General features: G+C 55.4%; 15 protein-coding genes. 7 read left to right on the top strand and 8 right to left on the bottom strand.

Features of this window, described 5'->3' with window-relative positions:
• The first annotated feature begins 274 nt into the window (after window positions 1-274).
• Both ACOVRA_RS15335 and ACOVRA_RS15330 read left to right on the top strand, forming a co-directional pair.
• The gene (locus ACOVRA_RS15335) at window positions 275-1,564 is read left to right on the top strand and encodes a cell wall hydrolase (protein ID WP_421721052.1); all 1,290 of its coding nucleotides are present in this window, start codon (window positions 275-277) and stop codon (window positions 1,562-1,564) included.
• Window positions 1,565-1,795: 231 nt separating this feature from the next.
• Window positions 1,796-3,076, top strand: a complete 1,281-nt coding sequence (locus ACOVRA_RS15330; RefSeq protein WP_421721051.1) for a hypothetical protein — start codon at window positions 1,796-1,798, stop codon at window positions 3,074-3,076.
• A gap of 24 nt (window positions 3,077-3,100) precedes the next feature.
• Here the strand turns inward: ACOVRA_RS15330 and ACOVRA_RS15325 are convergent, their stop codons facing one another.
• Entirely contained in the window at window positions 3,101-3,883 is a 783-nt protein-coding gene (locus tag ACOVRA_RS15325) for a metallophosphoesterase family protein (protein WP_298229878.1), read from the bottom strand.
• A 135-nt stretch (window positions 3,884-4,018) separates the two neighbouring features.
• Complete coding sequence (locus ACOVRA_RS15320) at window positions 4,019-5,020, bottom strand: transglutaminase-like cysteine peptidase (RefSeq protein WP_298229876.1); 1,002 nt, start codon at window positions 5,018-5,020, stop codon at window positions 4,019-4,021.
• Window positions 5,021-5,536: 516 nt separating this feature from the next.
• Between ACOVRA_RS15320 and ACOVRA_RS15315 the strand changes: the two genes are divergently transcribed.
• The 4 genes from ACOVRA_RS15315 (at window position 5,537) to ACOVRA_RS15300 (ending at window position 10,332) form a co-directional block, all read left to right on the top strand.
• Entirely contained in the window at window positions 5,537-6,901 is a 1,365-nt protein-coding gene (locus tag ACOVRA_RS15315) for a tetratricopeptide repeat protein (RefSeq protein WP_421721050.1), read from the top strand.
• Between the two features lie 69 nt (window positions 6,902-6,970).
• Window positions 6,971-7,261, top strand: coding sequence for a YggT family protein (locus tag ACOVRA_RS15310; protein ID WP_290801732.1), 291 nt, complete (start codon window positions 6,971-6,973; stop codon window positions 7,259-7,261).
• Window positions 7,262-7,345: 84 nt separating this feature from the next.
• Window positions 7,346-8,233, top strand: coding sequence for a bifunctional methylenetetrahydrofolate dehydrogenase/methenyltetrahydrofolate cyclohydrolase FolD (gene folD, locus ACOVRA_RS15305; RefSeq protein ID WP_421721049.1), 888 nt, complete (start codon window positions 7,346-7,348; stop codon window positions 8,231-8,233).
• A 77-nt stretch (window positions 8,234-8,310) separates the two neighbouring features.
• Window positions 8,311-10,332 carry a glycoside hydrolase family 97 protein gene (locus ACOVRA_RS15300; RefSeq protein ID WP_298230206.1) on the top strand — a complete coding sequence of 674 codons (2,022 nt, stop codon included), beginning with the start codon at window positions 8,311-8,313 and terminating at the stop codon, window positions 10,330-10,332.
• A gap of 3 nt (window positions 10,333-10,335) precedes the next feature.
• Here the strand turns inward: ACOVRA_RS15300 and ACOVRA_RS15295 are convergent, their stop codons facing one another.
• Genes ACOVRA_RS15295 through ACOVRA_RS15285 form a run of 3 tightly spaced genes read right to left on the bottom strand, consistent with a single transcriptional unit; the run spans window position 10,336 to window position 12,979 of the window.
• Window positions 10,336-11,256: an alpha/beta hydrolase gene (locus ACOVRA_RS15295; protein ID WP_421721048.1), complete on the bottom strand. Its 921-nt coding sequence runs from the start codon at window positions 11,254-11,256 to the stop codon at window positions 10,336-10,338.
• A 59-nt stretch (window positions 11,257-11,315) separates the two neighbouring features.
• A complete protein-coding gene (locus ACOVRA_RS15290; protein WP_421721047.1) occupies window positions 11,316-12,098 on the bottom strand; it encodes a sterol desaturase family protein in 783 nt (260 codons plus the stop codon).
• Window positions 12,095-12,979 (bottom strand): hydrogen peroxide-inducible genes activator, encoded by an 885-nt coding sequence (locus tag ACOVRA_RS15285; RefSeq protein ID WP_298230209.1) that lies wholly within the window; start codon window positions 12,977-12,979, stop codon window positions 12,095-12,097. The genes ACOVRA_RS15290 and ACOVRA_RS15285 overlap by 4 nt, the downstream gene beginning before the upstream one ends.
• 135 nt (window positions 12,980-13,114) lie before the next feature.
• On the opposite strand from ACOVRA_RS15285, the gene ACOVRA_RS15280 reads away from it, so the two are divergent.
• On the top strand, window positions 13,115-15,316 hold the full coding sequence (locus tag ACOVRA_RS15280; protein ID WP_421721046.1) for a S9 family peptidase: 2,202 nt from the start codon (window positions 13,115-13,117) through the stop codon (window positions 15,314-15,316).
• Here ACOVRA_RS15280 and ACOVRA_RS15275 read toward each other — a convergent pair.
• From ACOVRA_RS15275 to ACOVRA_RS15265, 3 genes are all read right to left on the bottom strand, one after another.
• The gene (locus tag ACOVRA_RS15275; RefSeq protein WP_421721045.1) at window positions 15,313-16,134 is read right to left on the bottom strand and encodes a TauD/TfdA dioxygenase family protein; all 822 of its coding nucleotides are present in this window, start codon (window positions 16,132-16,134) and stop codon (window positions 15,313-15,315) included. The two genes, ACOVRA_RS15280 and ACOVRA_RS15275, sit on opposite strands and share 4 nt — an antisense overlap.
• A 121-nt stretch (window positions 16,135-16,255) precedes the next feature.
• Complete coding sequence (locus ACOVRA_RS15270) at window positions 16,256-18,340, bottom strand: methyl-accepting chemotaxis protein (protein ID WP_421721044.1); 2,085 nt, start codon at window positions 18,338-18,340, stop codon at window positions 16,256-16,258.
• Between the two features lie 165 nt (window positions 18,341-18,505).
• Window positions 18,506-19,555 carry a chromophore lyase CpcT/CpeT gene (locus ACOVRA_RS15265; RefSeq protein ID WP_421721043.1) on the bottom strand — a complete coding sequence of 350 codons (1,050 nt, stop codon included), beginning with the start codon at window positions 19,553-19,555 and terminating at the stop codon, window positions 18,506-18,508.
• Between the last annotated feature and the right edge of the window lie 62 nt (window positions 19,556-19,617).

The following is a 19,617-nucleotide window of genomic DNA, read 5'->3' as shown; positions in this document are numbered from 1 at the left end:
GCTTTTCTGATAGGGCTTTGTCTGCCCATGGCGTTCATAACGTGCAAGTGTAGCTCTAAGCAATCCCACTTAAACTGGCAGCCCAAAATGCTTCATATGGGGTTCATTTGAAAGATGGTTAGGTGTAGAGAAACGCGCACTCTTTGTTGGAATTCTAAAGTCTTCTAAATCATATGCTGCGGCGGGACTGCGGCACCAAACTTGCTTTAGCCATCATGAGTTCTCATTTTGGACCTTTCAAATTACCGACTTTTCCAGATCGGGTGGAAATTGGATGAAATTAATCGGCGGACCTAGACCACGTCCAAACCGGGTGCCAGCGATAATCGCGCTGGCCGGACTGTCGAGTCTTGTCATCGGCTCTGCGGGCGTTGTTATTTGGAGCTCTTACGCACCTCCCACGACTTTGCCCGCGGGTATAGAGACGCTGCCACGGCTGCCACCGGCCCCAGCGATCCCGAATGACCCTATGGAGCTTGCATTTGGATCCGACAGGCCAGACTGGAACTTATCTGAATTCAACGTTGAAGGGACGGCTAACAACCCTTCAGTCTATGCCAATGTCAGCAAAGAAGACGCCCGCCGCTTCAACCAAAACCTACCATTTGCAACAGAACTCGGGGCCCCAGCTCGCCCCTTCATCTTGACGGCGAACAGCCCACTTGAACGTTCACGTGCCATGCATTGCATGAGCCTAGCGGTGTATTATGAGGCAGGTTCTGAAAGCGCCAGCGGCCAACATGCTGTTGCGCAAGTCGTCATCAATCGGATGCGACATCCTGCGTGGCCTCACTCTGTGTGTGGTGTCGTGTTCCAAGGGTCCGAGCGGCCAACCGGTTGCCAATTCACCTTCACGTGTGATGGCGCATTGAAGCGGCCGCCAAGTGGACGACGTTGGCGGATGGCCCAAGCCGTGGCTTCGTCTGCCCTAAGCGGATATGTTGCCACCGAAGTGGGCTTAGCAACACATTACCACACCGATTGGGTGGCACCGCGATGGGCCCCTAGCTTGAAGAAGCTAACCCAACTCGGCACACATATTTTTTATACTTGGAAGGGCAAAGGTGGCACGCCTGTGGCCTTCACAGCGCCCTACCCGGGAAAAGAGGCTTGGCCCCGAAAGGCGGCAGCAACCGCTCCTGAATTGGGCGAGGCAATCATCGAACCAGACCCGACTGATGGTTCAGGGCTTAGCGAAATCGATTTGGCTAAGTTGAATGCATTACGCACGCCCAATATGGCAAGTCAGCCTCAAGGTGGAACCAATGGCCTTGAGCAAAATCAAATCGTCAACGTCCGCGCGCGCGCTGAGTCCCTAGCCGCCCAGCAAAGCAGCGCAAGCGGCTTGGACGACCCCGACCCTGCCGCCCCTTTCAGCTTGCCAGCACCGGGTAAAGACGGACTAATGCCGGATCCCGATATTTCCCAGTTGGTCGCGAAGCCGCGTACAGTGCCGGAGCAAGCAAGCCCTCGCGCCCAATCGGCGCAAGCGGCTTCACCAGCTACCCAACAAGGCACTCCTGCACGCGACAAGCAGAGCAGTCGTGCCTTGGATGGTCTGTAACCTCAGACCGGTCGCATTTGTATGGAACCTTATCTGACCCAAAGCCGATCTTTCGTGCTCCGAGCGAGAACGCGAAATGGTGTGTTTTGGCGAAGTGCCATTCTGACCGGAGGGAGCCTGATCTGCCTAAGCATCAGTCCTTGGCTTAGCGCGCTGTTCGGTCTGGTGTTTTCTATTTTCCTACTGCGACCAGCGACAGCCATCTTCTGCTTATTGGGACTGGCCGCACTGTTGCCCCAAGGCAATTTGAACATTTTTGGCCCTGAAGCAGGCGAACCTGCGATCGAATTCATATTGGTATGGGCGGCTCTGTTCTTATCAGCACTCCTGATTGTTCGCGGCGATTGGCGTATTGGAACGGTGACAAAGATCACCTTGATTGCAGCCGGGCTCGGCGGCTTGATAACCCTCGCGACATCCAGTGCCTTGGTCGTCAGCATCTTTGCGCTCGCCCAGTTCTTAGTGCCCTTGTGCGCGTTAAGCATATGGCTAGACAATCTCTTTCGTCCAACGACCTGCGCGTTTGAAGCCCCATATGCGGTCGCGGGCGTTTTGACTGCTTTCGCATTTGGTTGTCTCGGGGTCTATGTTGTCGGCAACGGGTATGAATACAATAAGGTCGATTTTAACGGCCTAGCCTGGCAGCCCCAGATTGTAGGGCTATTTCTCGCCCCACTGGCCGTCTTGATCCTTTATTTGAGACGGCTCTCGCTCTGGTTAAGGCTTACGATACTGACTGTAAGCGTTGGTTTGATTTGGCTGGCCTGGAGCCGAACTGGCTTAGGCGGGCTTGTGTTGGTCGCTGCGATTGAAGCGACGCGCTTTGCCCTTAAGAAGCTGTGGAAGCCTGCCAGCGCCTCAGAGGGGTCTGGCAAGCGCCTGCGTCGCAGCCTTTCACGGCTGGGATTAGGGGGCCTCTATGCTGCCTGTGTTATCGGGTCCTTATGGTATGCTAGCGGGACATCCACGGCAGTGATCAAGCCTGATGCACCATCCCAATTGTTCAATTTGGAGGGCTACACCGCATCGCGGGGCATGCCGATTGCGCGTTCCTATGGCAATATTGAAGGCCACCTTGCAACGGGGATCGGGTTTGGGGTGCCTTCTGATCCAAGGCTATTGGATCCCTACACTGCCATCGAGAATCTCAGGATCCTCAAGACCGAAGGGCGGTTTGAGATTCTCATTGATAAAGGCAATTCCTATGTAGCTATTTTTGAGGAGGCCGGTTTGCTGGGCGCTCCGATCTGGCTCGCGCTCTTCTTCTTCATGCTTTACCGCGTGGCTGAAACAGGCCCCGTCGGCCGCGCGTTGGCAATTTTGTTCCTTGTCTGCGCGCTGGGAGAAGCCATTGTGTTTTCAGTCAGCGGCATTGGCTTATTGCACTGGGCGTCGTTGATCGCGGCCGCAGGCTTTGCGAAGCAGCCCCGACGGCGCGTCTCGCATCTGGTTCCAGCAGAATACACCTATGACAAGCTGGTCAAAAACCGCCGTGCCGAGGACCGAAACTAGGGGCTCGCCAAAGCGGCTAACCTATCAACCAGGCTTCAAGTCTGCACGCGTTACGTGCAACCAGTCGACCTTGTCAGCCTCCAAGCGGACTGAGGTCAGTCGACCGGTGGCATAGGCTCCGGTATCCACTCCGATGCGGCGATGATCGGCATAAGGCTCCATGTCTGGCGAATGGCCGTGCACCACAATCACTGGCAGAGCACGACGATCCTCCAGAAACTCGCTACGGATCCACAAAAGGTCATCATCCTTTTGCGCTTCAATCGCTTTGCCTGGGCGAATACCGGCATGGACAAAGAAGTACCCGCCTAGGCGATAGGCAAGTCCGAGATTCTGATAAAAATCCATATGGGCACTGGGGATGGAGCCCAACAATTGCTGAGCTGCAGCCTCCCAAACCTCGGGCTCAGACCGCGCCGTCGGCGGCGTGACGCCATAAGAAAGCATGGTGGGCGCACCGCCAAATTGCAGCCATTGGGGACCAAATTCGGGATGTTGCAGGAACGTCAAAAGCGCGTCTTCATGATTCCCCTTCAAGAAAACCCAGTTAAATCGATCATTCGCTTTGGCTTCAATCAACGTGTCGATCACCCCACTTGGGTCATCGCCCTTGTCTACATAATCGCCTAAAAAAATGATCGTCGGACGAACTTGATCAAGTTGCGCACTTTTATTGGCAATGGCTTCGAGCATAGCTTGCAAGAGGCCTAGGCTGCCATGAACGTCGCCGACCGCGTAAGCGACCTTGCCCGCGGGCATGAATTGGGTGCGCGTCTTCTCTACTTTTGACCACTTCCAAAACGACATCTACGCCAAAACACCTTTTGGACCTGAGAAAAATGACTGGCTGAACATGAGCGACATCTTAGCCGCATTTATCCCTTATGCGAAGCAGAGTCTGCGGCGTCGTGAATGAAACAGCCCCCGTGGGGCCTGCCGATGCTATTCGGACCGGCCACCCGTGGGTCGGATAGATAGGACGACCGGCTCAGACATGTCGGCCCCCTCAGAAGTAGTTTCCCAAGCTGAAGCCAAGGCAATTGTCGGCGACTGCGCTTCGCTTTCGCGACGCACGGGGGAGACTCGTGTTTCGAGATTGGTGAAAAGGCGCGAGCTGGGTTGCTCAGACTGGACCGCATCGGCCCAATCTAGCATGGATGTGCTCGACTGCCGCTTGACCCACGTATAGCCAGTCTCTTGAAAGCCAACGATCCAATCATTGAGATTATCCAACACGAGATCGCCTTGATCAGTGGAGATCACAAGGACTGCATGCAAGCTCGTGCGCGGAGAAACGGCAACCGCCAGATAAAGTGCGTTCTCCGGAATACCGGCATTAATCAGCGCGCGACGCTTCTCGAGGGCAAAATCCTCGCAATCGGCTAAGGGCCGTGTGCGCACGGTGCGATATTCCGGGGCAGAAAGTGGCATCGTCCAGAATTCGGTACGACCAAACGCAACCTGATCGGTCACACCAATCATCGCGCGATTAATTTGGCGATTGATCTGATTGATCTGGGCTAATTGCTCACGCGTGGCATTAAAGGCACGAATGGGTCGAGCAGATGGCGCAGCCATAACACGGGCCGGGATAGAATCGCTCAAATCGGGACCCAAGCCCGTCAGCATAAAGCCGTCTTCTTGTCGCTCGGGCCGGGCGCGCGTTGTGACGGTGATGTTGCACTGCTGAGGTAAGCGACGGCAGAATTCACGCAGTCCGTCTGGCGCGGTTTCACGAACGCCTACCAGCATCGCAGTGGCTTGACGCCGGCTTGCCGGCTGTGGCCTTGCAACCGGTTCTTGCCAATAGGCCTTCGACGAGGACTCGATGCTTTCCTGATTGGCAATGCGGCGCGCTACGAGACTGTTATCGACAGGGCTGGCTTCGGTACCGACGGCTAGACGATGCGGTACCTTCTCGACGGCTGCTTGTGGCGACGGCATTGACCAATTATCGACTGGGCGATGTGTGGAAACTGTGGAGCAGGCCGCCGTAAGCCAAAGCATTTGACCAAGTATGAGTAAGCTGACTGACCGTAACTTCACTGAACCATCCCCCAGTTGAGAGGTCAGTGTCCCACAAACATAATAAAACTTGGATTTTCTATTTGATAAAATTTTATTCTACGTCATTAAAATTGATAAATGAATTATTTATTCTAGCTTATTTTGATTTATACTAAGTTAATATCAAGTATAATTTTTGAATTCTCAGAGCGAATCTAGTAGAAATATATGTTTCCCGTGTTGAAAAAGCCAAATTGGCTGCCATGATGCATGGCCTCTTCTGATTTTCCGGAACATTTAGGGAGAGCAGCAAATATCCACCTCACCCGCCAAATATCCAACGAGTAAGCATAAGAAATGCCGCACCCATTGTGATAGCAATCTATTCCAATAGGCGGGGCGCACGTTATAGTCAGAGGCGTTGGGTAAAAGAATGAAAGGCCAGAGAAAATTATGAATCAGCCTTTCATTGCCATTATACTCGTCTTTGTATTCGCCACCCAGTTTAGTGAAGTAAAAGCTCAAAGAGCGACGGCTGGAACGGGCGACCTCGGAAGTACCACAACTGAGGGGAACACCTATTGGGTAGCCGCTCAATTGGCTTTGCAGCGCGGCGAAGGCGAGGCGGCATTTACCTCTTCCGACCGCGCCTGCCAAGAAGGAACGGCCATTGCGTGCACGGTCGCAGGGGAAATGATCGTCCAAGGCCAGACCAAGATGGGCACACCAGAGCAAAGTGTTGCGCTATTTCAAAAAGGTTGCGACCTTGGCAATGCCAACGCTTGTCAGGGTTTGGGTCTGATGCTTGTGCAAGGCATTGGTGTGGCCGCGGATGCCAAAAAAGGGCAAAACGTCATGCAGAAGGCCTGTCAGGCCAGCAACGCTATGGCCTGCGTCAATCTTGGCCTCATGTATAGAATGGGCTTGTTTGGCCCGCCTAACCCTAAAGAAGCCAATCTTTACCTCAATCGCGCTTTGGCGCTTCAGCCTGATAATGAGTTAGCTCTACAAGCGATCAAAGAAATCGGCCAGGCACCGCAAGTCCGCCCCCCCGCCGGTTCACCTCAAAAGCCATCTGCGCCAACGGTATCGACGACAGAATTGCGCGGCCGGCTCGCCAGTAATCCTGCCCCGGCCATGACAGCGGCATCAGGACCACAAGCTGCTCCGAATACTTGTTGGGACTACGTCACAACACAATGGAACACGGCGCGCGAATTCACGCCATCAAAGCCAACATGGAATCCCCCCGCATCCGTACAAGCTGTCACTTTAGGTGACGCACAAACAATTGGCCTTCTGATGCTTATAGCCAGCAGATCAGGGGCCACCCTCCCCGCTGGCATCCAATCACTGGCGGGCTGTCAAAGCCACTATGAGACCGCCCTGAGAGCTTTCCTGAGCCAGCAATGGACCATTGCCCCCAATGCATTGGCCCAGAACACAGTCATGCAAGTCAACCCTTCAATTGAATTGGCAGGCCAAACGGCAAATGGGGAGCAAACACTCCTGCTTATGATCGATATCGGCGGTAGCAGCCCACGGCCGCCGCCCTACGCCGACAAGACCTTTGCTATGTTCCGAGTGAATTGTGATGCGGGAGAAGTCACGCCCCAATTCTTCTTTCAAACCGACCGGCAAGGAAAGCTGCAGCCATCAACGACCAGTTCAATCGCCGCACCGCCTGCCACTGTCTCCGAACGCGCTCGAAGACTGGGCTGCGCCCCCCAATCAGAGCGACGCCTCTGGACGCAGCTAAGCGGCCTTGAGGCAGCGCTCTCACTACGATTTGAACAGGATCAACAGCAAACCCCTTGAATAGAGGCGTGCTTTCGCCCACTTGAGGGCGGCTAGTGGCGCTAGATCGACCACGCGAGGAGAAATGTCATGGGTCCACCAGGTCCAGTTGAATGGCTTTTGGGTACAGTTTTGGGTCTCTACCTGTGGGTCGTGATCGCGGGAGCTGTGATGAGCTGGCTCGTCGCTTTTGACATCATCAATCTACGAAACCGCTTTGTTGCGACAATCTATGACACGTGTGAGCGCCTAACGACGCCAGCGCTCAACCCGATCCGCAAAGTCATCCCCAATTTGGGCGGTGTGGACTTATCCCCCGTCGCGCTGATCATCGGCATCCAGTTTCTGCAAAACTTCGCCGTTCCCCTCATTCCGTTCTGATCTGAACACAGTGCCCTGATCTTGTTTGGATGGGGCCACACAGGATAGAGAAAAGCCTCACTGACCCTGAGGCGAGGACTTCCCATGAGCGCACGGATTATTGACGGCAAAGCCATTGCAGAGGCGGTCGATCAAGAAGTTGCGCGCGATGTTGAAAGCCTCGTCCAGACCTATGGCGCGCCGCCTTGCTTATGCGTGGTGCTCGTTGGCGATGATCCCGCTAGCCAAGTCTATGTGCGCAATAAGGGCCGCCGGACCCAAGCCGCTGGCATGATCTCGCGCGAGATCAAACTTCCCGCCAGTGTCAGCCAAGCCGAACTAGAGAGCCAAGTTAAAGCCCTGTCGGCTGATCCCGACGTCGACGGCATCCTCGTGCAACTACCTTTGCCAGCGGGCTTGAATAGCGATGCTGTGATCGCTTGTATCGACCCCGCCAAAGACGTGGACGGCCTGACCGAAGTTTCCGCCGGGCGACTGGTTCTGGGCCGTCTAGGCTTACGCCCCTGCACGCCGACGGGCTGCATCATCTTGGCCAAGCGCACTTTGGGCGACCTAAAGGGCGCACATGTTGTCGTGGTGGGCCGCTCTATTCTGGTTGGCAAACCAGCAGGGCTCTTGTTTTTGGCCGAAGACTGCACGGTTACGCTGGCCCATTCGCGGACGCGGGATCTCGCCTCCGTTTGTCGCTCAGCCGACATCTTGGTGCCAGCCGTCGGCCGGCCGGAAATGATTAAGGGCGCTTGGGTGAAGCCCGGTGCGACGGTGATCGATGTGGGGATCAACCGCGTCGATAATCCAGCTAAAGGCCCCGGTGCCACACGCCTTGTGGGCGATGTTGCCTATGAAGAGGCTTTTGAAGTTGCTGGTGCAATCACACCAGTTCCTGGCGGCGTGGGGCCAATGACCATAGCCTGTCTATTACAAAACACGTTGCAGGCCGCTTGTGCGCGACGTGGCTGGTCCGTGGGCTAACCACAGCCAGTCCTGCTTGCCAGAATGAGCCAATGTGCGACAAGGCAGGGGCGGAATCCTGTCCTGGGGGAACTATCATGCTGCGTTTTCTGATCGCCTGCCTGTGCTTGATCTGGGCAAGCCCTGCTCTCGCAGACCCATCCTTTAAAGCCACCTCACCCGATGGAAAAATTGTGGTTGAGGTTGGCAGCTCTTACGGCGAAGCCACCTATCAGATCAGCCGCGCGGGAAAGCCAATCATCACCCGCTCCAAAATGGGCTTCTTGTTCACCAATGCGCCGAAATTTGACCGCTCGCTATCTGCGATCAGCCACACCACGCGCTCGTTTGAAGAAACTTGGGATTTGCCTTGGGGCGAAGCCAAGTCAGTCTTGAACCGCTACAACGAACTGACAGTCACGTTTGAAGATGGCCGGGGTGCGCCACGACAATTCTCGGTTACCTTCCGCGTCTATGATGATGGCGTTGGCTTCCGATACAACTTCCCAGACCAGCCGAACCTGAAGCAAGTCGCGATCGGCGAAGAGATGACGGAGTTCAATCTCGCTGAAGATGGCACCGCTTGGTGGCAACCGGCGGGCGAATGGAACCGCTATGAATATCTGTATAACCGCACACCAATCCGCGAAGTGGGCCAAGCCCATACGCCAATGACCGTGCGCACAAAGAGCGGCCTGCATTTGTCCTTCCACGAGGCCGCGCTGGTGGATTATTCATCGATGTGGCTGCGTCATGCAGGCGGCACAAAGTTTATCTCGACGCTCTCACCCAGCTCGCGCGGGGCTAAGGTGGTACGTACAGCGCCCTTCGCCACCCCGTGGCGGACGATCCAGATCAGCGATGATGCGGCTGGGCTGGTGATGAGCCATCTGATCCTCAATTTGAATGAACCTAACGCTTTGGGCGATGTATCTTGGGTCAAGCCTTTTAAATACATCGGCATCTGGTGGGAGATGCATATCAACAAGTCGACCTGGGGCAGCGGCCCTAAGCATGGCGCAACCACGGAGAATGCAAAACGCTATATCGACTTTGCCGCCGAGCACGGTTTTCGCGGCGTCCTGATAGAAGGCTGGAACAAGGGCTGGGATGGCGATTGGTTCGGCGGCGAGACAGGCTTTGACTTTACCACCGCTTATCCCGATTTCGACCTAAAGGCGGTCACAGACTATGCCCGGTCAAAGGGCGTTCATCTGGTCGGGCATCACGAAACAGCGGCTAATATCGCCAATTATGAGCCCCAGATGGAAGCCGCCTTTGCTCTCTATGAGAGCTTGGGCGTCGATAGCGTGAAGACGGGCTATGTCGCCGATGCGGGCGGGGCACGCTACCGCGATGCCAATGGCCAAATCGTGTTTGAATGGCACGATGGGCAAGAAGCCGTGCGCCATCACCTCCGGGTCGTTGAAACCGCTGCCCGCCACAAAATTGCGATCAATGCCCATGAGCCGATCAAGGACACGGGCCTGCGCCGAACCTATCCCAACTGGGTCTCGCGCGAAGGGGCTCGCGGCCAAGAATATAATGCGTGGGGCAATCCCGAGAACCCGCCAGAGCATGAAGTTAATTTGGTGTTCACCCGCATGTTGGCGGGCCCTATGGACTTCACACCCGGCATCTTTGCCATCAATCCGACCCAAGAAGGCCATCGGGCGCGGACGACAATTGCCAAGCAGCTTGCGCTTTATGTCGCGCTCTATAGCCCCATCCAGATGGCCGCAGACCTGCCGGAGCATTATCTGGCCAACCCGATGCCCTTCCAATTCATCAAGGACGTGCCCGTCGATTGGTCGGAGACGCGGGCCTTGAATGGCGAGGTGGGTGACTTTGTCACCATCGCCCGCAAGGATCGGGCGAGCGACAATTGGTATTTGGGTGCGATCACCGACGAGAATGCGCGACGCTTAAAGGTACCGCTCACCTTCCTTGATGCTGGGCGAACCTATAAGGCGCAAATCTATCGCGACGGGCCCAATGCCGATTGGGACAAAAATCCACTCAACATCGTGTTTGAGGAAAAGATCGTGACCCGCAACCAAGTGCTCGACATCCGCTTGGCAGCCGGGGGTGGCCAAGCGATTAGGTTTGTCGCCCAATAGATCCTATGCGGTCCGCGCCTGCATCCAAGCGGCGGCTTCGCCAATGGCAATGCGGGCGGCGGTCACTTGGGGCCACGTGTAATGGAACACATGGGGCATGTGTGGCACGATCTTGAGCCTCACATCGACCAGAGCCAGTCCAGCGGCTTTTGCCAAGCGCAGAGAGTCGGCCAACAAAACCTCCTCAGAGCCGACATGGATCAGGATGGGCGCAAGGCCGGACAAATCAGCCAAAACGGGCGACGCCAAAGGCCCTTGAGCAGACGCGCCGTTCAAATAGACCGCCGCCCAACGGTCTAGGCTTGCCTTGTCGACGATAAAGTCGGCTTCAGCCTTAGCCGCATAACTTGCTCCCTCTTGTTGAAGATTGGCCCAAGGGGAAATAACAAAAAGGCCTGCGGGTTGGGGCAGACCTTCCGCCTTCAGCTTTAACGCCGTTGCCATGGTCAAACCACCGCCGGCAGAATCGCCTGAGATAATGATTTTCGAAGCCGGAATCCCCTGATCCAGTAAGGCGCGATAGGCCAAGACGGCGTCGTCAATCGCGGCGGGAAATGGGTGCTCGGGTGCCAAGCGATAGTCAACTGAATAGGCACTCATGCCCGAGGTTGCCACAAATTGCGCGACCATGTGGCTGTGGCTCTTGGGCGACCCAATCACATAGCCACCACCATGGAGGTACAGCAAAGTCGCAGTTCCCGACGTGTCCGATCCCGTGAGTTTCTCAGCCGGCACGCCATTGAGGCTAACCTCTGTCGCACTTACCCCCTCAGCCAAAGGATAGAGCTGCCCCATGGCATCGTAATCGAGGCGCAACTTGGTGACGTTGGGCGGCTCGCGTAGCTGATCCGTCATCGCTTGTACTTGCACGCGCACCGCTGCGACTTCAGCCTGACTGATGGATGCTGGAACTTCGTGGCCCATGTTGTTTCCCCCTATTTTATCCTACCGTGCAGCAGAGGCCATGGGTATGCAAGCAAGAGCTAAGCGAATGGGTTCAGTACCATGGCTTTGAGAGTCTGATCTTGTGGACTACGCCATCTCTCTAAACCGATGTCAGAACCGGACGGCAGCGTAGGAATTGGGGCATCAGCCCGATAGGTACGAAACAGCCGGTCCCAAAAGGAAAAGCTAAACCCATAATTGCTGTTGGTCGCCACGGGGTTGGGATTGTGGTGGATCAAGTGCATGGCTGGAGTCACGAAGACCCAGCGCAGCGCTGTGTCTAAAGGCTTGGGCAGCGCAATATTGGCGTGCGTGAACAAGGCCCCGGCACCCAAAACCAATTCGAAGGCAAACACCAAAGCAGGCGGGGCGCCCAAGAGCGCGACGACGCTACCCTTAAAAATCAGCGATGCCATGATTTCAAACGGATGAAATCGCAAGGCCGTGGTTACATCCATCACCACGTCACTGTGATGGAGGCGGTGAAGGCGCCAGAAAAAGGGAATCTTATGACTAAGGACGTGTTGACTCCAAACTGCGAGGTCTAAAATCAAGAAGCACGCGACCCAGACCCAAATTCCGCTCAGTTCCAGCCAATTCACCAAGCCAAAGTCGATCTGTTGCACAAAGCTTGCCACGGATGCCAAGCCACCAGCCAGCACGAGGCGTGAAACCAAGGATCCCAAAAGCGATAGGGCTCCGTGGCGGGCGATACGCGCGGCTGTAACTTGTGACGAGCGAGCGGGGCGCATCCACTCAAGAATCGCAAACAGGGCTAGTAGACCAAGTGTCGTAGCGAGGCGGAGCGAGGCATCGGTCATGCCGATTTCAATATCCCCGAAAGCGCCTTGATTTCAATCAAGCGTCCGGAGCTGCGCCGCCAGGCAAGACCAATTTGTCGTCCGATCACCGGTGGGGTAAAGGCGCGCACCACGAGTCCGTCGGCGGCAATGCCAGCATCGGCAGCGATCTTGGGCAACAACGAAATGCCGAGTCCCCCAGCGGCCATTTGCACCAAGGTAAACAATGATGTCGCTCGAACTTCTTCTTGGCCGGGCCGCGTCATGCCACATACGCCAATCGCGTGATCGCGCAGACAATGACCATCTTCCAACAATAAAACGGGCTCGCCTTCCAAGTCTGCTGCCGACAAGTCAGCCTTCTTGGAAAGCGGATGGTCTGGTGGGCCAACGAACAAAAACTCATCGTCAAACAAAGGCATGGTGTCGATGCCTTGGGCTTCATAAGGCAATGCAATCAATGCTGCATCTAGGGTATGCGCGCGAAGTCCATCGATCAATCGACTGGTTAAATCCTCACGCAAATAGAGTTTGAGTTTGGGGAAAGCCGCTTTTGCGCGCGGCAGGACCTTAGGCAAAAAGAAGGGCGCAATCGTTGGGATGACACCCAAACGGAATGGCCCGGTCAAAGGTTCTGCAGCACCCTGTACCGCCTCCCCCAATTCATCGACTGCTGACAGGATGGCGCGGGCGCGGGCGGCGGCAATCTCGCCAGCTGGTGTTAGCGTCGCCCCACTCCGGCCTCGCTCAATCAGCTTTGTGCCCAGAATGGATTCCAGCTCTTTGATCGCCGCAGACAGTGACGGCTGGGTAACGAGGGCTTGTTCAGCAGCGGCGACAAACGAGCCATGCTCGGCAATCGCCGTTAAAAAGGATAATTGACGCAAAGTGGGTTGAGACATGGGAGTGCTATATCCCAAACCGCAGGAATGTCATTATCCGCATCAAGATGAACGAATTGCAACTTGACGGTCATGTAGGGATCGCCCATGCCGATCCGACGTAAAGTTAAGCCTCTAAGTGTTTGGGAGACCAACATGCAACAATTATTTGACCGCCGATCTGTTCTGCTTGCAGGTGCTGCTATGACCGCTTCAACCGCTTTGCCCGCCTTCGCCCAATCGTCTGCGCCTCGCCGCGGTGCCCCCTTGGGACCAATCGCCAAGAAAATTGCCCATGAGATCACACAACATGGCCAGACGCGCACGGACAATTATCACTGGCTGCGCGACGCCAATTGGCAAGCCGTCATTGATGAACCGTCAAAGCTGAGCGACGAAATCCGCACCCATATTGAAGCCGAGAACGCCTATACGAAGAACGTGCTTTTGGACCCAACCGCGAAGTTGCGCGCAGATTTGTTTGAAGAGCTAAAGGGCAAAATCAAGCAGGATGATTCGAGCGTGCCGGCCCGTGACGGTGCTTGGGCTTACGCCACTCGTTTCCGTACGGGCGGCCAGTATCCGATCGTCTACCGCAAGGCTGTGGATCCCGCCACGGGCGAAGTAACGGGCGCCGAGCAAATTTTGATCGATGGCGACAAGGAATCCAAGGGCGAAAAATTCTGGCGCTTGCAGGATTGGGAACAAAACCCTGACCAAGACCTCTTGGCCTATTTCGTTGACTATGAAGGCGGCAACAAGGTCACCTTACGGTTCCGCGCCACCGCCAATGGCTCTGATCTGCCCTATAAGATCGAGGGCGCATCTGCGGGCCTCGTTTGGGCAAAAGATGGCCGAACCTGTTTCTATTGCTTGTTAGACGACAATTTCCGTGTCGCTAAAATCATGCGCCACGTCGTGGGGGAAGACCCAAAGACCGACGTGATGATCTTTGAGGAGAAGGACGCCTCTTTTCAGACCGGTATTGGTAAAACTTCCTCAGGCGATTACCTGCTTATTTATCGGTCGCAGAGCGAGAGCTCTGACGTTCTAATCCTGCCATTGGCGACACCAACCGCCAAGCCAAAGCGGTTTACACCTTATCGCAAGGGCGTTGAATATCTACCAAATCACCATGGTGGGCATTTCTACATCCGCAATAATTCTGGCGGCGCGATTGACTTCAAGATTTCGAAAACACCAGTCGCCAAGACCAATGCGGCGAACTGGACGGATTTCGTCGCCCATGAAGCAGGTCGCTTCATTGAGAGCGTCAACCTTTATGCCGGCCATATGGTCCGCGAAGAATCGGTCGATGCCCTGCCCCGCTTGACGGTACGCAACATGGCGAGCGGCAAAGAGCATCAGATCGACTTCCCAGAAGAAGCCTATGATTTGTCGGTTTTGCGTGGGTTTGAGTGGAAGACGACAAATCTACGCTTTACTTATAACTCACCATCAACCCCAACCGAGACGTGGGATTACGATCTGAATTCCAAGGCTCGCACCTTGCGCAAGACCCAAGAAATTCCGTCGGGCCATGACAAAAATAATTATGTCGTGCGGCGCACAGTGGCGGTTGCGAGCGACGGTGCACGTGTGCCGCTGACAATCCTCTACCATAAGAAAACCCCGATCGACGGCACGGCACCTGCCCTGCTCTATGGCTATGGGTCTTATGGCATTTCAATGCCGGCCAGCTTCTCGACTGCGCGTCTGCCCTTGGTCGATCGCGGCATGGTCTATTGCATCGCGCACATCCGTGGCGGCCAAGATCGTGGCTATCAATGGTATCTCGATGGCAAGTTGATGAAGAAGCAGAATACCTTCTCGGATTTTGCCCGTGCGGCGGAAGCCTTGGTTGAGCAGAAGTTTGCAGCACCTAAGCAGATCGTCATTGAAGGTCGCTCAGCAGGTGGCCTCTTGGTTGGTGCCGTGATGAACCAGCGGCCTGAGCTGTTCGCCGGGGTTATTGGCGGTGTGGCCTTTGTCGACGTGATCAACACGATTTCCGACGCGGAATTGCCCCTCACGCCACCAGAGTGGACCGAATGGGGCGACCCGATCAAGTCGAAAGCGGCATTCGACTATATGATGGCCTATAGCCCCTACGACCAAGTTGGTACCAAGGCCTATCCACCCCTGTTCGCCCAGACTGCGCTGTCTGACAGCCAAGTCACCTATTGGGAGCCAACCAAATGGGTAGCGAAACTGCGGGAATTGAGCCCCGAGGCAGGGCCATTCATGCTCAATGTGAACATGACGGCGGGCCATGGCGGCGCATCTGGTCGATTTGATCGTCTGAAAGAAGTGGCCGACAGCCACGCCTTCGCACTTTGGTGCGTCGGCAAAGCCTAAACCAGCGGACAGCCCTCAATGGTTATGCGGTGCATGAGACGAAAGTCGCCGTGATAGTCGTTGAGGGCGTAATGCCAGGTGGCTCGATTGTCCCAAAAGGCGACTGAGCCCGGCTGCCACACAAAGCGGGTTGTGTAGGCGTCATTCGTCGCATGTTGGTAGAGATAGCTTAACAGCGGCCAACTCTCTTCCTGTGTCCAGCCTTCAAAATGCAACGTGAAGGCTGGGTTCACATAAAGCGCCTTACGGCCACTTAAAGGGTGGGTAATCACCACGGGGTGGATAGCATCTTGGGTTGCCGCTTCGGCGTTGCCGATCCGCTGTTCTCCGTCACCGCGATAAGCGCCTTGCGCCCCAAACACGTGACGACTGGAGTGCACTGCCCGCAGCCGCGACAATGTGTCTTTCAAGCCGTCTGACAGGCCATCATAGGCCGCATACATCGATGCGAATAAGGTGTCTCCACCTGTCTGCGGGAGGTCGCGCGCGACCAGAACAGACCCCAAAGCTGGCTCTTGATCATAAGAATGATCAGTGTGCCACGCCCCACCAATATTGGTGGTTTGATCCTTCTCCTTGCGGACTTCGGCAATTTCTGGATGGGTCGGCGTAGCCTTAAAGAACCGGTTGATATTGATGGGTCCAAAGCGGCGAGCGAAGGCAATATGGTCGTCGGGCGTCAAGCTTTGATCGCGGAAGAACAGCACCCCATGATCCGCAAATGCCTGCTGCAAAAGGGCTTCTTGCCCATTTGTCAATCCGCGCAAATCCACCCCGTGCACGACGGCACCAACTCCGCTCAAAGCCTCTAGCTGCATCCTCACCACCTAAGTCTTTTTTCTTAGGCCGCAGTGTGATGGGAAATGCGCGGCGGTCAAGCTCGGATTACGTGATAGGGCGGGCATGCTGGAACCAAGACATGCCCGCCCTCAAGTTACGTTAAGCGGCGCGCACGCGGATCAGGAAGTTGTCGACTTCGTCGCGCAACTTGGTTGCTTGAATGCCAAGCTCTCGTGCGGCGGCTAAGGATTGCTCAGACGCGGCACCTGTCTCGGCAGAGCCCGCTTGGACGAGGCCAATCGACTGCGAGACTTCAGACGTACCATTGGCAACGTCGATTGTGTTGCGGGTAATTTCATTAACCACAACCATCTGCTCCTCCACCGCAGCACTGATAGAAGCCGAGATTTGATTAATCTCGCCAATCGTGCTGCTGATGCCGGAAATAGCCGCGACAGCTTCATTCGTTGCGGCCTGAACCTCGTTGATCTGAACAGAGATTTCATCGGTAGCCTTCGAAGTCTGCTCTGCAAGGCTTTTGACCTCGGAAGCTACCACGGCAAACCCTTTACCAGCCGGGCCGGCACGAGCGGCTTCAATTGTCGCATTCAGCGCCAGCAGATTGGTCTGCGAGGCAATGTCCGAGATCAACGAGACAACTTGGCCAATTTTCTCGGCAGCACGGGACAAGGCATGGACTGTGTCATTGGTGAGCGTGGCCCTTTGCTCTGCCTGGCGGGCAATTGAAGCCGCTGAGGTTACTTGCTGAGCAATCTCGCGGATCGAGGCACTCAATTCCTCAGACGCTGACGCCACCGTCTGTACATTGGCCGAAGATGTGGCCGCACTATGAGCCACTGAGTCAGAGTGCGCGCTGGTATCTCGCGCTGTGCGAGCCAGCGCTTCTGAAGTCGCGGTCAGTTCGGACGCAGAGGCTGCGACAATCTCAACCACTTGACCAACCGAGCGCTCTAAACTGTCGGCGAGGCCGTTCATCATGGCCCGTTTGTCTGCTTCGGCCTGCTCGCGCTGTTCGGCTTGGCTGTCCGACAAAGCTTTGACTTCGCGAGCATTGGTTTGGAAGACTTTCAACGCAGCGACCATCCCGCCAATTTCGTCATTGGACGCAAAGCGGTCGATATCGCCATCGAGTTTGCCTTCGGCCAAGGCGCGCATCTCGCCCGAAATCGCCACCACTCGGGCCGCTACGCGTTGGCTAATGAACCAAGTCAAGAAGCCGACCATGAAGAGCGACACCACCGCTTGGAACAACGTGAACATCAGCATGCTGTTGGCTGCATCGGAGATTTTGCTGGCCTCAGTGTCGAGGTCGCGCCCGGCAAGCGACACCAGCTCTTCGGCTGTTGCGAGTGCGGCCGAGGATTCGCCAAAGAAGCTGTTCAGATCGACGCCATAGCCCCCGTTTGCTGCGCTTGCGAACAGCTTAGATCGGGTTTGAGCGTAGGAACCAAAGTAGGTCGCTTCTATCTTGGAGACTGCAGTCTTGACCGCTTGAGGCGTATGCGGATGGCTGGTGCGCATCTTAATCTCGGTCATGGCCGCCTGCGCCCGAGCAGCGTACACGCTGGCTTGGCCCATTTGCTCGGCCGAAATGGGTGCTTGAGTCGCGGTGGCAATGGCTAGAATAGTGCGTTCTCGTCCACCAAATTCGCGCAACTCCCAAGCCAAACGTTGAATTGTTTGAAGGTTGATCACGGCGCTAGGGGCAACCGCATTTGCTGGCATCAGTTCAGAATCCAACGAGCGGATTGCTTCAACTGTAGACTTGATACTGGATGGCACGGAACGCACCAAGTTTGCATCCCGGGCAGCAGCATCCACAGCCAAGGCCGGATCCGCGCTTGTCCGTTGGTTCTTGATGGTTTCGAGATAACCCGATAGCGACTTGGCGAATAGATCGGGCCGATCAAGGTGAGGGGTTTCAGCCACCAGAGTTTTCAACTCGCTGAACCCTTTATCGACGATTGCGCGCTGTTGAGTCAGCAGGCCAGCAAGCTCAGCTGGTAGAGCGCTAGGCAGGTTCAAGCCGACCTGCGTCAGCGAACGCTCAAGCGACAACTTCGTGGTTGCGTCATACAATTTGTCACTTACCAACACTGACGACACAAGCGCCAGACCGGCTTGCCGTTTCTCCCAGGATTGAGAGAGCGCAAAAGCAGAACACACAATGGTTGTAAGTGTAATGCCAGCGCAGGCAGCCATGGCGATAGTCTTCATAGACATGATTAGCTCCAATCATAGATCATCTATGATCAGACATAATGTTTATAGTGTTTCTTATTGCTTAATATATGCGGTCGGATGACGGATGCGTGATGTCACTCACAAACAAGTGAGCAGTTTACTTATTTTATCAGATTTAAAGCTTCGAACCAGTCAGTAAATCTATTAATAGAACTGCCGCTCGGGCCCCGCCAATGTGCAACTTGCCTGAAGCCAGCGGAGATTGATGCCAACCCGATTGGCCCCCTCATCTGCCCAAGAATAGGAGATGGCGCGTGGGTTTCCCTTTTCGTGCACGTAAAGCGTTAGGGACGGCCGATTGGTGCCATATGGCCATTCTGCTAGGCGTAGGCGCAGATAAAACTCCCGCGCGGGCGACTCATCGGTCTTTATGGCAAGTTCGCCGCCTTGATCATGGATCCAGCCGCGGTCAAATGTCCAACTTTCCGGGCCTACCCCGGTGTCGCCGTGCTTTGCACCCCGCAGGACTGAGGTCCAGCACGTAAATGGACGCGCTTTGTTGAGTTTGTGCGGAACATTGGCTTTGTTGCCATAGACATAGGCCCCAGTCTCATCGACCGCTTGGTCAAGGATGGTGAGGCTGCGGTTACTCAAGACAAGATTATCTGTGATCACCAACGTCTTGCCGCTGCGCTGCGACTTCACCCGACAGGCACCGGCCTTCATCGTCCCGACGAATTGTTGCTCTTGCCGACGCCAATAAACCTCACAGCCCGGGTAGAGCGTCATATTCGTCGGGGTTAGCTGTGCAAGCTTTGCAGGGTCCTGATATGCCCCCTTGATCGCCAGTGCCTGGTCGACTGAAGGCGCAAAAATCTCAAGCTTAATTGCTTTTTCTGCAGCATCGACGGAGAAGCGATATAGGCGCTGGCGATAGATTTTGTTGGGATCATTATCGGCATATTGCTCGACATAAAACATGTTCGGCCCGAACGCCGGTAAGGTAACTGGAGCAAAAATTGAGTGAATGCGCCCGTTGCGTTCGATCTCCGGCGTTTTGAGTTCACCGTCAAAATAGACCTGCAGATCATTGTCGTAGCGACCGGGGAAATACTCGAGCAGAACGCGCAAATCCTTCGCCAGAACGTCTTGCGCGGTCGGGGTACGCTCTTGCGCCATTGCGGCCGAGCCAGCGCATAAAGCCAGACCACACCAAGCCAAGCTGGTCATAGAGGGGAATAGCTTCGCGATCATGGGGGCCACCTTTTGGGTATAAAATCTCGGACAATTGGAAATATGATCATAAAAAAGCCCGA

Source organism: Aquidulcibacter sp. (assembly GCF_049239865.1).
Lineage (GTDB): Bacteria > Pseudomonadota > Alphaproteobacteria > Caulobacterales > Aquidulcibacteraceae > Aquidulcibacter.
Note: the sequence above shows the minus strand (reverse complement) of the source record. Positions and strands in the feature narration are given on the sequence as shown.